Source organism: Nonomuraea sp. SYSU D8015 (assembly GCF_008065375.1).
Classification (GTDB): Bacteria; Actinomycetota; Actinomycetes; order Streptosporangiales; family Streptosporangiaceae; genus Nonomuraea.
The window spans coordinates 120,837-137,282 of record NZ_VJYI01000012.1 but is presented as its reverse complement, the minus strand read 5'-3'; the positions used below and the strand labels follow the sequence as shown (position 1 = coordinate 137,282).

The window sequence follows — 16,446 nt, the reverse complement described above, 5'->3', positions numbered from 1 at the left end:
CGGCGAGTACAGCAGCCCTCGGCCCCCCGCGGCAACTGATTTACCGGGCGGCCGCTCTATCGCCCGGCCGCCCGGCGAAGGAGGCAGGCGAGCCGTAGTTCGGCGCAGCGCTCGTCGCCCGCGACGCGCCACCAGAGCTGCCCCGGGGCCGGGAGCATCTCGGTGACCAGCACCTCGGCCGGGTCGCGCCGGGCCAGGTCCTCGACGGCGAGCGGGTCGCAGAGGTCGACGTGGAAGGGCTCTGGCTCGGCGAGGTGGTGGACGAAGACGTGGCGCGGCAGGCCGTGTCCGGCGCGGAGCCGGTGGATGGCCGTCCAGCGGTCGAACGCGTCGGCGCCGCGCGCGGCCGGAAGGGAGAGGCGCCAGCGGGCGCGCTGGAAGACCAGATCGTCGATCATGATGCGCGGGGTGTGGGGGCCCAGGTCGACGCGTGGGGCCACGACGGGGACGGTGTGCTGGGCCGGCGGGGTCACGTCGACGGTGTCGCGGTCGTCGCGGAGGTCCGACAGCAGCCAGGTCGCGGAGGCGAGGTCGGGTCCCACGGCCATGAGGCGCGGGGCGGGCAGGCAGCGATCGAACCGCTCTCCGGCACGCGCCCAGAGCCCGGCGACGGCCGCGGCCACGTCCTGGGCCCTCAGCCGGACGACGTCCGGCCCGTCCTGCACGGGCTGGGGTTCGCCCGGAGGTGCGCCCCGGGCGTGCCGATCTCCGCCGGGGTCGGGCCGTCCCGTGTCCGGCCCGTGCCGGTGCGCGTCCTGCTGGCGTCGGTGCGCATGGGACACGAGCCGCCCCAGGATGGCGGCGAGGTCGCGCATCCGGGTGGGCGGGGCCTGCGGGCAGGCGGCGGCCTCCGCGGCGTCCTCCCTGGCGAGCAGCGCGGCCAGGTAGCACAGGGGCATGATCGACGACAGGGCGTCCCGGAGCCGGACGAGCGCCGCGCCGCCGATCGTGACCCGCTCGCAGGCGGGCGGCACGAGGCCGCCGCCGATCGCGTCGCCCTCGCCGGTGGACGACGCCGCATGGCCGACCGTGATGGGGACGCGGGTGGACGACCCGGCCCCGTCGCCCGTCACCGGATCGCAGTCGCACGCCCCAGCGCCACCGACCCGCGCGCAGCCGCACGACCCTGCGTCACTGGCCGGGGCGCTGTCGTGCCTGGACGGCTGGGTGGCGGGCCGGTCGGGGGACCGTGCCGGGGGTGCCGGCTCGACGTGCAGTGGCTCGGGGGTCGCCGGGTCCAGGCGGACGTAGAGGGTAGGGCCCGGGAGGGCGGTGGGCTCGATGACGGTGGCTAAGCGGCGCAGGTGCCGGTGAGCGGTCGCGGTGAGCAGCCGGGACCGCCTCGCCGTGCCGGCGCCGGGGCGCCGCGCCAAGGGGTGCTTCGCGATCGCCTGGAGGAAGGCGGGGTCGGCGGCGGATGTCGCGTGGCGGACGGACTCGTCGTCGTACGCCTCGGCGACCCTGCATCGCGTGGCCAGCCGGGCCGCGGCGTGGGCGCTCCAGGCCGCGGCGCGTGCCGAAGCGGCCGCGACGACGGCGGACTGCCAGCGCCGGACCCAGTCGCCGAGGCCCAGCGATGCGAGCAGGCCGATCTCGGCGCCGGTCAGCGGAGCCCCCGCGCGCACGCTCTGGATGCACGACCTGGCGTGTTCCTGCTGCTCGGGCGGCAGGCGCAGGACCGTGTCGCGAAGTGCGGCGGCGCGCTGCTGGAAGTGCCGGCGTTCGGTGGAGAGGCGGTGGCCGGCGGCGAGCATGCGTTCGGTGAGGTGCCGCAGGGCGGGGCGGCCGAGATCGCCGATCAGGCGGGCGGGGAAGCCGGTGGCGCACACGAGGGCCCAGGGGTGCACCTCGACGACCAGGTCTTCCCCGCCCGCCGGAACGCGCCAGGAGAGCCCGCCGGGTCCGGCCGGGACGGACGAGCCGCCGCCGTCGACGGTTCCCGCCGGGACGGAGCCCAGGGCGTCGGCGGGGCCCGCCGGGACGGACGAGCCGGCGCCGTCGGCGGGGGCGGGCCGGTCGGAGTCGATGGGGCCGGGGGTCGGGTGGGTCATCCGCATCGCCTCAGGACGCCTGTTCCGGGCACCCGGCAGGGCGCACGTAGACGCAGCGCAGCTGGGCGGCGAAGCGCTGCCCGTCGTCGCGCAGCCAGCATTCCTCCGGCCCCGGCAGCGTCTCGGTCAGCGTGGCCCGCTCGGCCGTGCCTGCCAGCCGGGCCAGCTCCTGGATGAGGGCGGGCGCGCGGGTGTCGACGTACAGGGGTCTTCGCTCGGCGGCGTGGAAGGTGGCGAAGAACGTGAGCGGCAGCTCGTGGGACTCGCGCAGCCGCGCCATGGCCAGCAGCAGCTCCCGGTCGCCCCCGGCCCGGCCGAGCGGCTCGAACGCGGCCCTGGCCACCTGCCACCGCCGCCGTGAGATGACCACGTTGCCCCAGGTCAGGCGGGGCAGCCGGGGCAGGTCGGGCAGGGCCGGCGGCCGGATCCTGGGCAGGGCGAGCGCGGTGTGCAGGGCGGTGTCGAGCTCGCCGTTGTGGAACATCAGCGGCTCGTCCGTCCCTTTGACGCGCAGGACGGCATGCCGGCCATCGCAGCGCACGTACAGGTCGTCGAGCCCCAGGCGGCGCCGCCGCTGGTCGGCCGCCGCGCCGCCGGACTCCAGGACGGGGCCGGGGAACTCCAGGGAGGGCAGGCCGTCGGCGCGCGGCGTGATGACGTTCAGCGCGGTGAGACCGTTGAGCGCCCGCGCGATGGCCGCGTCCCGCTCGGCGGCGAGCGCGCCGCCGTCCCGGCAGAACTGCAGCTCCCACGGCGTGAACAGGGGCGCGTCGTGCAGCTCGCTGAGTACCAGCGGGGTCACGCCCGCCTCGTAAGCCTCCAGCGACGGCGCGGCGACCATGACGTCGGCCGCGCAGAGGACGGGCGCGGCCGGCGGGACGGGCTCGCCGAGCAGCTCGGCGAGGTCCAGACTGGAGGCGTCCGGAGGGGTGGTGCGGACGAGCGCGGCGATCCGGTCGCCGCGCTGGACCTCCAGGTCGCCGGCCGCGCCCAGCACTTCGGCCAGCTCGAACGCGCCCGCGCCGAGCCGCTCGGCGAGCAGCCGGTTGGTGCGCAGCCGCGTCAGCTCGGCTTCTTCGGCGAGCGGGCCGAGGGCCCGGGGCACGCGTTCGCGAAGGTCGCCGGCGAGCGGGTCGCCGACGGTGAGGCGCAGGGTGCCTGCGGCGGCCTCGTACACGATGACGCGCTCGTCGGCGCGGGCTCCGGCGCGCCCGGCGAGCTGGCCACCGCCGGCGAGGGACTCGATCCGGCTCTGCACGGCCAGCTTCACGTCGGGCGAGGCGGCGGGGTAGCGCTCCAGCAGGCCGGCGATCTCGCGGACGCGCCGGCCTGCGGACAGGTCGGCGTCGGCGGCGGGCCGCGGGCCGGCGAGCACGCGCCGCCGCCGCTGCGCCGGCACGCCCTGCGCCGGCACGAGCCCGTCATCGGGCACGCCGGGGGCGTCGTCGGGCAGGCGGTCGCGGAGCCAGCCGAGCGGGTCGGGGACGGTGGCGGGCGGGCAGAGGTCGTGGGTGAGCAGCCCGCGGCGCACCGCCACGGCGAGGGCGGCCGAGGCCCGCTCCAGGCCGGTGCCCGACTCGGCGGCGATCTCGGCGACCGTGCGGCGGCCGTCGCACTGACCGGCGAAGGCCGCGCCGTCGTACGGTGTGCCAGTGCCGGTCCGCCGCCGGGGCACGAGCCCGGCGACGAGCGCGGGGTCGGACAGGATGCGCTGCTGGAGCGCCTCGCCGACGCGGGCGGCGGCATAGGCGACGCGCCGGGACAGCTCGCGATGCCCCGTCCAGGTGTAGCGGCTGGTCTGGCCGGGTTCGAGGCGGCCGGCGTCGATGGGCGCGTAGAAGCCGGTCGCCGCGCACCGGGTGGCCAGCCGCTGCACGTGCGGGGCGAGCTGCCGGGCGGCATCGGACGGGCCGCGCCGCAGGTCGCGGTAGGCGGCGGGGGCGGAGCACACGAGGGCGTCGAGGAAGCGCTCGTCGGCGAAGATCCCGGCGGCGGCCACCCTGGCCGCCGCCGTGTCCGCAGCGATCACGTCGGACAAGGCGAGCCGCGCCTCCTCCAGCCGGCCGGTCACGCGGTTCCAGTCGGCCAGCCAGTCCTCGGGGCCGGGCGTGCCGGGGGGCAGAGGGCGGAGCCGGCGCAGGCGGCTGCGCACTCCGCGCGGCAGCCGCCCGCCTCCCGTCCGGCCGGCGTGCGGTCCGGCCGGGCGGGCGTCCCGGCGGGCGAGCAGGTCGAGCGCCTGGCGCTCCAGTCGCACGACGGCCGTCGCCGTCTCCGCCGCCCGTGGACAGGCCAGGGACAGGACGAGCTCCCACGGGAATCCCGCGCTCCGGACGACCACGGCCGGCACCATCGTCCACTCGTGATCGCCCATGCGCCCGCCTCTCTTTCTTGAAACAAAAGGAAAACCCGGCTAAGTCAGATGCTTACAAGATCGTTTTCCTCTGTCAATGCTTTCTCGCATGAGAAATGAGTGAGAGTATTTACCCTCGGCGATTACCGGCCGCCAAGGATTATCCACCAATGCCAGCAAACCCCGCCAAACAGGACACAGGTATTTACTTTCCGTAGTCGTCGGCCTATCCTACCTGTACAGCGGCCCGCAGAATCCGGAATTCCGAGCCGGAGAATCACGGGGCATTTCAGCGCCGCATAAATGGCGGACGCTGCCCCATTGTTGTTTTCCCGGTGCCCCGGGCTGGGCACGATCAGGTCGTGGTAAATCAAGAACGGCGGCGAAGTCTTTCGACGCCGGTGTTCGCGGCGGGGCTTGTCGGGGTCACGGCGGCGGTGGCCGGGCTGGACCTCGTCACGGGCACGACCGTGCGGCTGCTGCCGCTGCTGATCTTCCTGCCGGCGATCGCGGCGGCGCTGGGCACGGTGCGGCAGACGGCCGTCGCCTCCGTCTGGGCGGCTCTGTGGGTGATGGCGGTCCAGGGGTACTTCGGGACGGATCTGGGCGACACCCTGGTGGCCGCCGCGTTCATGGCGGTGTTCGGCGTGGTGAGCGTGCTCGGGTGCCGCTACCGCGTGCGGCGTGAGGAGGAGGTGCGCCGGCTGCGCTCGGCGGCGGCCGCGCTGCAGCGGCAGATCGTGCGGCCGCTGCCGCTGCGCACCCGCGACGTGGTCGTGGACGGGCTCTACCAGCCGGTGGAGGAGGACGCGATGGTGGGCGGCGACATGTACGAGGTGGCCGCCTCGCCGTACGGGACCCGGGTGCTGATCGCCGACGTGCAGGGCAAGGGGCTGCCCGCGATCGGCACCGCGCTGGCCGTGCTGGGGGCGTTCAGGGAGGCGGCGTACCGAGAGGACACCCTCACCGGGGTCGTGGCGGTCATGGAGTCGGCCGTGGCCCGGCACAACCTCTTCGCCACGCGCACCGGCGAGCCCGAGCGGCTGGTCACCGCGCTGGTCCTCGGCATCGGACGGCAGCTCGAGGTGGAGGCGGTCAACTGCGGGCACATCGCCCCGTACGTCCTCCACGACGGCGACGTCCACCAGGCGGCGCTCGGCGAGCCCGGCGTGCCCCTCGGCCTGGCCGCGCTGGCCGCGCTGGCCGCCGGGCCGCGCCGCAGCACGCGGTTCCCCTTCCCCGACGGGGCGACGCTGCTGCTGTGCACGGACGGCGTCACCGAGGCGCGCGACCCCGGCGGCGCGTTCTACCCGCTGGAAGAGCGCCTGCGTGCGTGGGCGCTCGCCCCGCCCCCCGGCCTCGCCGAGACACTCGACGCCGACCTGCGGCACTTCACCGGGGCCGCCCCGCGCGACGACGTCGCCGTCCTCACGGTGACCAGGGCCGGGCGCGCCGACGAGGAGGCCGGCCTGGCCCGGCCGGACAGTCTGACAACGTCATGAACCATGCTCACCATCCGCGCGTACCTCCACTCGTTGGACACGTGTTCCATGGAGGTGTCGTGGAGCTCAGCCTCTTGCGGGCACAGGCGCACAGCCCGTCGTATTTCTCACTGCTGCGCAGCTCCTCCGGAGCGGAGCGCGCACCGGTGGATTTCTGCATACCGTGCAACCCATACTTCCCGACGCCGGAGATCTTCGAGATGCTCGGGAGGAACCTGGAGACGATATTGAAGTTCTACCCGAGCGACGCGGGCACGATCACCCAGGAACTGTGCTCCACGCTCGGGCTCCACCCCAAGACGGTCGCCATGGGCAACGGGTCGACCGAGCTGATCACCTGGATCGACCACCTCCTGGTACGGGAGAGCCTGGCGGTGCCGATCCCTACTTTCGGCCGCTGGACCGACCAGCCGCTGGAGACCGGCAAGCGGGTGGACATGTATCCGTTGCTGGAGAGCCGGAACTTCGCCCTCGACGTGGACGACTACGTGTCGTTCATCCGCATGCGGGGCACCCGCGTGGCCGTCATCTGCAACCCCAACAACCCTGACGGCGGCTACCTGCCCAAGCACGACGTCATCCGGCTGATGGACCAGCTCATCGACCTCGACCTGGTGATCGTGGACGAGTCCTTCGGCGAGTTCGTGGACGCCGAGCCGTACCCGGGCGTCGCGGACGAGGCCGCGGTGCGGCCGAACGTGATCGTGCTGCGCAGCCTGGGCAAGAACTTCGGCCTGCACGGCATCCGCTTCGGCTACATGGTCGCCAATCCGGCGCTGGCCGGCCGGGTGCGCGACGCGCTGCCCAAGTGGAACCTCAACTCGTTCGCCGAGGTCATCGTCTTCATGATGAAGCAGTTCATGGGCGACTACCAGAACAGCCTGAAGCGGCTCGCCAACGACAGGCGGGCGATGTTCCAGCAGCTCAGCGCCATGCCGGGGCTGACGGTGTTCAACTCGCAGGGCAACTTCCTGCTGGTGAAGCTGCCGCCGGGACAAGACGGGGTGCCGCTGCGCGACCACCTGCTCTCCGAGCACGGCGTGTACGTCCGCGAGTGCGGCAACAAACTGGGCACCACCAGCCAGTTCCTGCGGCTGGTGGTGCGGCCGCAGGAGGACGTGCGGCGGCTGCTGATCGGGATGACGCAGTTCCTGTACTCGGGCAGCCTGCACGAGATCCCCGTGATAGGGCTGCACCACCGGCACGCCAACCCGCTGTCGGCCTGACGCCTCAGCGCGGGCCCTCCGTGTTCCGAGCCCGCCGCCGTTCGAGCGGCGGGCACTCGTGCCAGGGCAGGAAAACGGGACCTAGTCCTTGTGCGGGCGGTACGGGCGGGGAAGCTTGAGCCCGCGCTCGGCCATGACCGCGCGCAGCCGGTCGGGGTAGTCGGTGATGATCCCGTCCACACCGTCGTCCATGAGCTTGCGCATCGTCGGCTCGTCGTCGATCGTCCACGGGATCACCTTCAGCCCCAGGGCATGGGCCTGGTCGACCATGTCCTTGGTGACGTACGGGACGTAGCCGGGGTCGGTGACCTTGCCGTTCTGCGGGAACCCGTGCACCGGGGAGAACGCGTCCGCCCCGAACGACTTGACCGCCTTGAGCGGGTCGCCGCCGAAGTCGTCGATGTCGAGGCCGCCCAGCCACGGCGAGGCGCCCGGCTGCCCGGTCTGCAGGAAGTCGCGGTTGGTGAGCGCCACGAGCGGCAGCCGCGGCTCCACCTCCCGCATGCGCATGAGTGCGCCCCAGTCGAAGCTCTGGATCGTGACCTGCCGCAGCAGCCGGGCCCGCCGGATCTCGCCCAGCGTCACCTGCACGAACTGCTCCCTCGGCGCGGTCTCGTGCGGCGCCCCGGCCTCGACCTTGGTCTCGACGTTGAGCGTGACGCCACGCGCCTGATACCGGTTGACCAGGTCGAACACCTCGCGCAGGGTGGCCATCGGCGCCCCGGGCACCGCCCGCTGCCCCGGGAACTCGGGCAGCGTCCGCGAGCCGCAGTCCATGGTCCTCACCTGCTGCAGGGTGAGCGTGTTGATGTACTTGCCGACGTACGGGAACTCGGGGTCTCCCGGCACGGCGGGCGCCGTGTCACGGCACTTCCTGTTGCTGATCCGCCTGTCGTGGGTGACCACCGCCTCGCCGTCCTCGGTGATCTGCACGTCCAGCTCCAGGGTGCTGACGCCGAGCTCCAGCGCGTTGGCGAACGCGGGCAGCGAGCTCTCCACCACGAGCCCGAGCCCGCCCCGGTGCGCCTGGAGGTCGAACCGCTGCCCCCGGTCGGCCACGGCCGTCCCGGGCGCCGCCACGACCGCCGCCCCGAGAGCCGCCGCCACAACCACATGCCATCTCTTCATAGCGAGACAAGATCCGGCATGCGGGGGAAGGGCGGGCGTACGTGAGGTGATCGCGAGGCGAAAGCTTGGAACGTATGTGCGAGACCTGAGGCTCCAGGACGTTGTAGGCTATCCCGGCTTTCCCCTTACGCCATAAGAAATCCGACGATAGAAGGGTTCCGTGGTTTCCAGCGCCCAGGTAAGTAGCAGCGTGAGCCATCGTGATCACACCGCCGCCGACAGCCACGACCTCATCCAGGTCCGCGGCGCCAGGGAGAACAACCTGAAGGACGTCTCCCTCGACATCCCCAAGCGGCGCCTGTCCGTCTTCACCGGAGTGTCCGGCTCCGGCAAGTCCTCCCTCGTCTTCGACACGATCGCCGCCGAGTCACGGCGGCTGATCGACGAGACGTACACCGCGTTCATCCAGGGGTTCATGCCGAGCCGGTCGCGCCCCGACGTCGACGCGCTGCACAACCTCAGCGCGGCGATCATCGTCGATCAGGAGCGGATGGGCGCCAACGCCCGCTCCACCGTGGGCACCGTCACCGACGCCCACACCATGCTGCGCATCGTCTTCAGCCGGATCGGCGTCCCGCACGTCGGCTCCGCCTCCGCCTTCAGCTTCAACCTCGCCGAGGGCATGTGCCCCGAGTGCGAAGGGCTGGGCAAGGCGTCCGAGATCGACGTGGACGAGCTGGTCGACAGGGAGTTGTCGCTGAACGAAGGGGCGATCAAGGTCCCCGGGTACGCGGTGGACAGCTGGCCGTGGCAGGTCATCGCCGGCTCCGGCCTGTTCGACCCCGCCGTCAAGCTGAAGGACTTCACCCCCGAGCAGTGGGAGGACTTCCTCCACAAGCCCGCGACCAAGCTCAAGTACGGCTCCAACAACTTCACCTACGAGGGCCTCGTCGTCCGGGTGAAGCGGACGTACCTCGGCAAGGACCGCGAGTCGATGCAGCCGTCGGCGCGGGCGTTCGCCGACCGGGCGGTCAAGCTGGCCACCTGCCCCTCCTGCGGCGGCTCCAGGCTCAACGAGGCCGCCCGCTCCTCCAGGATCGACGGCAGGAACATCGCCGAGTGCTCGGCGATGCAGATCAACGACCTGGCCGACTTCGTCCGCGGCATCGACGACCCGACCGTGGGGCCGGTGCTGGAGGGGCTGCGCTCGACGCTGGACTCGCTGGTCGAGATCGGGCTCGGCTACCTGAGCCTGGACCGCGAGTCCGGCACGCTGTCGGGCGGCGAGGCGCAGCGGGTCAAGATGGTGCGCCACCTCACCTCGAGCCTCACCGACGTCACGTACGTCTTCGACGAGCCCACGGCCGGGCTGCACCCGCACGACATCCAGCGGATGAACAACCTGCTGCTCCAGCTGCGCGACAAGGGCAACACGGTGCTCGTCGTGGAGCACAAGCCGGAGACGATCGAGATCGCCGACCACGTGGTCGACCTCGGCCCCGGCGCGGGCTCGGCCGGCGGGCGGGTCTGCTACGCGGGCGACCTGGACGGGCTGCGCGCCTCCGGCACGCTGACCGGCCGTTACCTGGACCACCGGGTGCGCCTTCGCGAGGAGGTCCGCAAGCCGTCCGGGCACTTGTCCGTCGAAGGCGCGACCCTGCACAACCTGCGGGACGTGAGTGTGGAGGTCCCGCTCGGCGTGCTCACCGTGGTCACCGGCGTGGCCGGGTCGGGCAAGAGCTCGCTGATCCACGGGTACGTCGCCGGCCGGGAGGGCGTGGTCGTGGCCGACCAGTCGCCGATCCGCGGCTCGCGCAGGAGCAACCCCGCCACCTACACCGGGCTGCTCGACCCGATCCGCGCGGAGTTCGCCAAGGCCAACGGGGTGAAGCCGGGCCTGTTCAGCGCCAACTCCGAAGGGGCCTGCCCGGCGTGCAAGGGCATCGGTCTGATCTACACGGATCTGGCGATGATGGCCGGAGTGGCGTCGGTGTGCGAGGAGTGCGAGGGCAAGCGGTTCACGCCGAAGGTGCTGACGTACACGCTGCGCGGCAAGAACATCAGCGAGGTGCTGGCCATGCCGGTGGCCGAGGCCCGCGAGTTCTTCACCACCGGGCAGACCAAGACGATCCTGGAGCGGCTGGCCGCCGTCGGCCTCGGCTACCTGGGTCTCGGGCAGCCGCTGAACACGTTGTCCGGCGGTGAGCGGCAGCGGCTCAAGCTGGCGATCAATATGGCCAGGAACGGGACGACGTACGTGCTGGACGAGCCGACCACCGGCCTGCACCTGGCGGACGTGGACCAGCTGCTCGCGCTGCTCGACCGGCTGGTGGAGGACGGCAACACGGTCATCGTGATCGAGCACCACCAGGCCGTGATGGCCCATGCCGACTGGATCATCGACCTCGGGCCGGGCGCCGGTCACGACGGCGGGCAGGTGGTCTTCACCGGCACGCCGCGCGAGCTCGTCGACAACGGGACCACGCTCACGGCGATCCACCTGCGGGAGTACGTCAGCCGGTGACCGTACCGGCCCGTGCCCGCCTCGCCGTCCGGGAGCCTGCTCAGACGGCGAGGCGGGCCAGGACCCGGGCGAACTCCGGGGGCGGCGCGACCACCAGCCTGGTCTGCCCGTCCTGCACGACGATGTCGGCCTTGATGAGCGTCAGCCGTCCCCGGTGCCACCAGTAGACCTGCGGGCTGAGGCCGTCCGTGCGCACCGCGTGGACGCGCAGCCGCTCGATGGCCCGCACCACGCCGATGCCGTCCACGGGGTGCACGAGCACCGTGTGCGCATCGGGCAGCACGGCCAGCACGCCGTCCGCCGGCACCCGCACGTAGTCGCCCAGCCAGCGCAGATGCGTGGCGGCGGACGGTGAGCGGCCGGTCAGCCGGGTCACCGGCGTCCCCGACAGCTCGATGCCCTCCACGAGCAGCCGCTCCTCCCGGCGCACGTTCGCGACGGCCAGGTCGAGCGCCCGCGCCGTCGGCACGGGCCAGCAGCCGGCCTCCTCAGGCCGCACGGGGCGGGAGCCGACGGTGAGCAGCTCGACGAGGTCGGCGTTGAGGTGGCGGCCCACCACCCGGGTCAGGTCGGCCAGCTCGTCCACGGACTCGACGCGGGTGCGCAGCTGCGGCCCGGCCTGGTCCAGGTCGCACACGTCGAGCCGCTCGCCGGCGGTGGCGACGGCGTGCGCGAGGTGCTCGGAGACGAGCACGGGCCAGTCCTCCCGGGACCGGCGCCCGGCCTCGCGCCGCAGCCCCATGAGCTTGACCACCAGCGTCGTGTCGCCTGTGGGCGTCCCCGTGGGTGTCTCTGTGGGCGTTTCCGTGAGTGTCCCTGTGAGCGTCACCGTGGCGCCGTCGGGGGCGAACCGGCAGGCGAATCCGCGGGATTCCGCGACGAGAGCGAGCAGCGAGTCGAGATCGACGTCTTCGACGGGCCTGCGCGCGGGCTCTCGATCACGCCTGAACAAGCTCACGCGGCATGTCCCTTTCTGTCGGGTTCGTCCCTCCTACCTTGCCTGTTCCCCCTCCTCCAACGTGTCAGCGAGGGAGCACGATTCGGTATCGATAACCCCAAGTCTCCCCAGCCACACGCTCATCTGAGGTGACCCGTGTCCCACCGGGAGCCCCGCCAGAATCGGCACACCCAGCGGCTCCAGGCGGTCCCGCAGCACCGGGTACGGGTCGCCGCAGTCCACCCACGACCCGAGCGCGATCCCCCGCACCCCGTCGAACGCCCCGGCCTGCAGGAGCTGGGTGAGCATGCGGTCGATCCGGTACGGCTCCTCCCCGATGTCCTCCAGGAGCGCGATCCTGCCGGCGAACGACGGCTGCCACCGGGTGCCGCACATGGAGGCCAGCAGCGACAGGTTGCCCCCGTACAGCTCGCCCTCGGCCCGGCCGGCGGCCAGCACCCGATCGCCCCGCACCTGCTGCGGCGCGCCGGACAGGGCCGCCTGGAGACTCGCCCAGCTGCGCGGCTCCGGGCCCCGCTCGCCGCCGAGGAGGTCGCAGGCGGGCATCGGGCCGTGCAGCGTGGGCACGCCCAGCTCGATGGCGAAGGCGTTGTGCAGCGCCGTGATGTCGCTCGACCCGAGAAGGACCTTGGGCCCGGCGGCCCTCAGGGCGTCCCAGTCGAGCAGGCCGAGGAGCCGGCCGGCGCCGTAGCCGCCCCGGCAGCAGAACACCGCGGAGACGGCCGGGTCGCACCAAGCGGCCTGCACGTCGGCGGCGCGGGCGGCGTCGTCGCCGGCCAGGTAGTCGAGCTTCTGGCGGTCGAGGGTGTGCGCGCCGGTCACAACCTTGAACCCGAGGCCTTCCAGGCGCTCGACCCCGCGCCTGAGCTGGACGGCGTCGGGCGGGCCCGACGGCGCGACGATCGCGACGGTGTCACCTGGCCGCATCGATCAACTCCTGGACGAGGGCCGGCACGGCCTCACCGATCGGCTCGCTGACGACCTGATCGGCGAAGGGATCATAGGGCGTGGGCTGCGCGTTGACGATCACCAGCCGCGCGCCCGCGTCGAGCGCCTCGCCGCACAACCCCGCGGCCGGGTGCACGGTCAGCGAGGTGCCGATCGCCACGAACAGCTCGCAGGAGCGCGCGGCGGCGCGGGCGGCGGCCAGCACCTCGGGTTTGAGCGACTGGCCGAACGAGATCGTGTTCGCCTTCTGGATGCCGCCGCAGCGCGGGCAGGGCGGGTCGTCCTCGCCGGCCTCCACCCGCGCCAGCACCTCGGGCATCGGCGTGATCAGATCGCAGGACAGGCACTCGGCGCGGCGCATCGTGCCGTGCAGCTCGATCACCTTCTCGGGCGACGACCCGGCGGCCTGGTGCAGTTCGTCGATGTTCTGCGTGATGAGGGCCCGCAACAGGCCGGCGCGCTCCAGGTCGACCAGGGCGAGGTGCGCCTTGTTCGGGCGCGCGTTCCAGGCGGGATGGTCCAGCCTGGAACGCCACGTCCTGCGCCTGACCTCGGGGTCGGCCAGGTAGCGATCGATGGTCGCGTTCGCCTCGGCCTGCGGGTCCTTGGTCCACACGCCCTGTGGCCCCCGGAAGTCGGGAATGCCGGAATCGGTCGAAATGCCTGCCCCTGTAAGGACCGACACTGGCATTGGCTCGTTCACGTGGGAAACGGTGTCACACTTACCTTCCGTATGCGACTTCCGCCCCACATCCTCGTGGTCAACGGCATCAAGGTCCGCCGCCCGGTCTTCCTGCTCGGAGCTCCGCATTCCGGCGCGGACCTGCTGTCCCGTGCCCTGAAACGCTCGCCGGGCTTCCACGTGACGATGGGCCGCGCGAGCGTGACGCACGTGGTGTACGCCTTCGCCCGCAAGCCGTCCATCGGCCGCACGTCCGGCGCCGTGCGCGTGCTGCGCGACGCGCTGGCCGAGTCGTGGCAGGTGCTGCCCGGCTCCTGCGCGCAGTGCGCCGAGCCGTGCCGGGAGGCGGGCGGCGTCACCGGTGCCGGACCGTGCGTGGCCACCGGTGACGTCGTCAGGTTCGGCGACGGGAGCCCCGACCTGATCTACAGCGCGCCGGTGCTGCTGCAGGCGTTCCCGGACGCCCGCTTCGTGCAGCTCATCCGGGACGGCAGGGACGTCGCGGCCGACATGCTCGACGATCCTGCGTGCCTGGCCTGGTTCCGGCCGGCGATGCTGCCGGAGCGGACCGAGTTCCCCAACGCGTTCCTGGGCGTCAACAAGGACGAGCACCTCGACCGGTGGAAGGGCATGCCGGCGGCGGGCAAGTGCGCCCTGCGCTGGCGCAGCGCCGTACGCCTGAGCGCCGAGCTGCGCCGGACGCTGCCCGCCGAGCAGCTGATGACGCTGCGCTACGAGGACCTGGTGCTCAAGCCGGCGCAGGCGGTGGCCGCGCTGGCCGGCTTCCTGGAGACGCGGGTGTCCAAGGTCCCGTTGTACGGCCGCGCCGCCAAGGTCGGCTCCTGGCGCTCCCGCCTCCGCCCGGCCGACCTGGAGCTGGTGGAGAAGGTGGCGCGCGAGGAGCTCACGCGGCTGGGTTATCTGCCGGGCTGAGCTGAGGCGGCCGGGCTGTCCGTCGAGCTGAACTGGGTGCGGTAGAGCTCGGCGTACAGCCCGCCGCGGGCCAGCAGCTCCTCGTGGCCGCCGCGCTCGGCGATGCGGCCGTCGTGCACGACGAGGATCTCGTCGGCCTCCCTGATCGTCGACAGCCGGTGCGCGATGACCAGCGACGTGCGGCCCTCCAGCGCGGTCTTCAGCGCCACCTGGACCGCCGCCTCGGACTCGGAGTCGAGGTGCGCTGTGGCCTCGTCGAGCACCACCACGCGCGGCGCCTTGAGCAGCAGCCTGGCCAGCGCGAGCCGCTGCTTCTCGCCGCCCGACAGCCGGTAGCCGCGGTCGCCGACCACGGTGTCGAGGCGGTCGGGCAGGCTTTCGACGAGATCACCGATCTGCGCCGCCTTGAGAGCCTCCCAGATCTCCTCGTCGGTCGCCTCCGGCCTGGCGTAGCGGAGGTTGGCCGCGATCGTGTCGTGGTAGAGATGAGCGTCCTGCATGACCACGCCCACGGTGTCGCGCAGCGAGGCGAGCGTGGCGTCGCGCACGTCGAGCCCGTTGATCCGGACGACGCCTTCGTTGACGTCGTAGAGTCGGGACACCAGCGAGGTGATCGTCGTCTTGCCCGCGCCCGAGTGGCCGACCAGGGCGATCATCTGGCCCGGGCGGGCGGTGAACGAGACGCCCTTGAGCACCGGGTGCGAGGGGCTCGTGTCCTGCCTGGCCACCGACTCCAGCGAGGCCAGCGAGACCTCATCGGCCGCCGGGTAGCGGAAGCGCACGTCGTCGAACTCGATCGTCACGGGGCCGTCGTGCACGGGCACGGCGCCGGGCTTCTCCGCCACCATGGGCTGCAGGTCGAGGATCTCGAAGACGCGGTCGAAGCTGACGAGCGCGGTCATGACGTCGACGTGCACGTTGGACAGGGACGTGAGCGGGCCGTACAGGCGCATCAGCAGCGCCGCCAGGGCCACCAGCGTGCCCAGCTCGAAGACGTTCGCGACCGACAGGACGCCGCCGATGCCGTACACCAGGGCGGTGGCCAGCGCCGCGACCAGGCCGAGCGCGACACGGAACACGGTGCCGTACATGCCGACCGTCACGCCGACGTCCCGGACCCGGGCGGCCCGGCTGCCGAAGACCGCGGCGTCGTCCTCGGGCCGCCCGTACAGCTTGGCGACCATCGCGCCGGCCACGTTGAACCGCTCGGTCGCGACCGAGCTCAGCTCGGCGTCGAGCTGCATCTGCTCGCGGGTCAGCGCCGACATGCGGCGGCCGACGAACTTGGCGGGCACGATGAAGATCGGCAGCAGCACCAGCGCGACCAGCGTCACCTGCCACGACAGCACCAGCATGGCGCCCAGCACGAGGATCAGGCTGACCACGTTGGAGACCACGGAGGACAGCGTGCTCGTCAGGGCGCGCTGGGCGCCGATCACGTCGGTGTTGAGCCTGCTGACCAGCGCGCCGGTCTGCGCCCGCATGAAGAACGCCACGGGCATGCGCTGCACGTGGCCGAACACCTCGGTGCGCAGGTCGTAGATCAACCCCTCGCCGATGCGCGCCGAGAACCACCGCTGCACCAGCGTCAGCCCGGCGTCCACCACCGCCAGCGCGGCGATCGCCACCGCCAGCCAGACCACGACGTCGGTGCGCTTCTGCAGGATGCCGTCGTCGATGATCGCCTTCATCAGCAGCGGGTTGGCGATCACGATCACCGCACCCACCACGACGAGCAGCAGGAACGCAACGATCTGCTTCGTGTACGGGCGCGCATAACGTGCGATGCGCCGGACCGTGCCGGGGCGCAGCCGCTCCTTGGTCACCGACCCGTCGCGGCGCAGCGACATCATCACATTGGGGCCGAAGCCCCCACCCATCATCGCCATTCGGGGGATCCCTCCTCCTCCCCCGGAGACAGCGCCGCCGAGCCGTATGCCGATTCCCCGCTCAGCTCACCGCGAAATCCCCACTTCTTCGCACCCTAGCCCTTCCCTTCGCGTCGTGAGTGAGCGGCGGACACGGATCCGGAGCTCCAGGATCGCCTTTGTGTGCCCCCTGAAGGGCCCTGGGCGGCCTTCCAGGGCCGGAGGAGGGACAGAACCCCACCGGATGCCTGACAGGCGGTCCACGCCGATCACAGGATGTCCGGAAGGTGACGTCCACGCCACTGCCGGGTGACCGGCGGGTGTCGCGGAGCGGCG

Annotated in this window: 11 protein-coding genes; 4 read left to right on the top strand and 7 right to left on the bottom strand. The window is 72.4% G+C overall.

Translation table 11 applies throughout. From position 1 onward, the window contains the following. Positions 1-56: 56 nt before the first annotated feature. On the bottom strand, positions 57-2,051 hold the full coding sequence (locus ID574_RS38430) for a lantibiotic dehydratase (RefSeq protein ID WP_188193932.1): 1,995 nt from the start codon (positions 2,049-2,051) through the stop codon (positions 57-59). A 10-nt stretch (positions 2,052-2,061) separates the two neighbouring features. Beyond that, positions 2,062-4,422, bottom strand: a complete 2,361-nt coding sequence (locus tag ID574_RS38425; protein WP_188193931.1) for a lantibiotic dehydratase family protein — start codon at positions 4,420-4,422, stop codon at positions 2,062-2,064. 341 nt (positions 4,423-4,763) lie between these two features. On the opposite strand from ID574_RS38425, the gene ID574_RS38420 reads away from it, so the two are divergent. Next, positions 4,764-5,903 carry a PP2C family protein-serine/threonine phosphatase gene (locus tag ID574_RS38420; RefSeq protein WP_188193930.1) on the top strand — a complete coding sequence of 380 codons (1,140 nt, stop codon included), beginning with the start codon at positions 4,764-4,766 and terminating at the stop codon, positions 5,901-5,903. A gap of 59 nt (positions 5,904-5,962) precedes the next feature. After that, a complete protein-coding gene (locus ID574_RS38415; RefSeq protein WP_223167511.1) occupies positions 5,963-7,129 on the top strand; it encodes a pyridoxal phosphate-dependent aminotransferase in 1,167 nt (388 codons plus the stop codon). Between the two features lie 81 nt (positions 7,130-7,210). Here ID574_RS38415 and ID574_RS38410 read toward each other — a convergent pair whose 3' ends face one another. Beyond that, positions 7,211-8,257: a glycerophosphodiester phosphodiesterase family protein gene (locus ID574_RS38410; RefSeq protein ID WP_188193928.1), complete on the bottom strand. Its 1,047-nt coding sequence runs from the start codon at positions 8,255-8,257 to the stop codon at positions 7,211-7,213. Between the two features lie 190 nt (positions 8,258-8,447). On the opposite strand from ID574_RS38410, the gene ID574_RS38405 reads away from it, so the two are divergent. Beyond that, entirely contained in the window at positions 8,448-10,721 is a 2,274-nt protein-coding gene (locus tag ID574_RS38405; protein ID WP_188193927.1) for an ATP-binding cassette domain-containing protein, read from the top strand. 40 nt (positions 10,722-10,761) lie between these two features. On the opposite strand, the gene ID574_RS38400 is transcribed toward ID574_RS38405, so the two are convergent. Genes ID574_RS38400 through ID574_RS38390 form a run of 3 tightly spaced genes read right to left on the bottom strand, consistent with a single transcriptional unit; the run spans position 10,762 to position 13,318 of the window. Continuing rightward, positions 10,762-11,679, bottom strand: coding sequence for a hypothetical protein (locus ID574_RS38400; RefSeq protein WP_188193926.1), 918 nt, complete (start codon positions 11,677-11,679; stop codon positions 10,762-10,764). A gap of 33 nt (positions 11,680-11,712) precedes the next feature. Then, a complete protein-coding gene (locus ID574_RS38395) occupies positions 11,713-12,606 on the bottom strand; it encodes a S66 peptidase family protein (protein WP_188193925.1) in 894 nt (297 codons plus the stop codon). Beyond that, positions 12,593-13,318 (bottom strand): SIR2 family NAD-dependent protein deacylase, encoded by a 726-nt coding sequence (locus tag ID574_RS38390; RefSeq protein ID WP_188194081.1) that lies wholly within the window; start codon positions 13,316-13,318, stop codon positions 12,593-12,595. The genes ID574_RS38395 and ID574_RS38390 overlap by 14 nt, the downstream gene beginning before the upstream one ends. A 42-nt stretch (positions 13,319-13,360) precedes the next feature. Here ID574_RS38390 and ID574_RS38385 point away from each other — a divergent pair, with 42 nt between their 5' ends. Further along, positions 13,361-14,242, top strand: coding sequence for a sulfotransferase family protein (locus tag ID574_RS38385; RefSeq protein ID WP_188193924.1), 882 nt, complete (start codon positions 13,361-13,363; stop codon positions 14,240-14,242). On the opposite strand, the gene ID574_RS38380 is transcribed toward ID574_RS38385, so the two are convergent. Next, positions 14,227-16,131, bottom strand: a complete 1,905-nt coding sequence (locus ID574_RS38380) for an ABC transporter ATP-binding protein (protein WP_188193923.1) — start codon at positions 16,129-16,131, stop codon at positions 14,227-14,229. The two genes, ID574_RS38385 and ID574_RS38380, sit on opposite strands and share 16 nt — an antisense overlap. Positions 16,132-16,446: the final 315 nt, after the last annotated feature.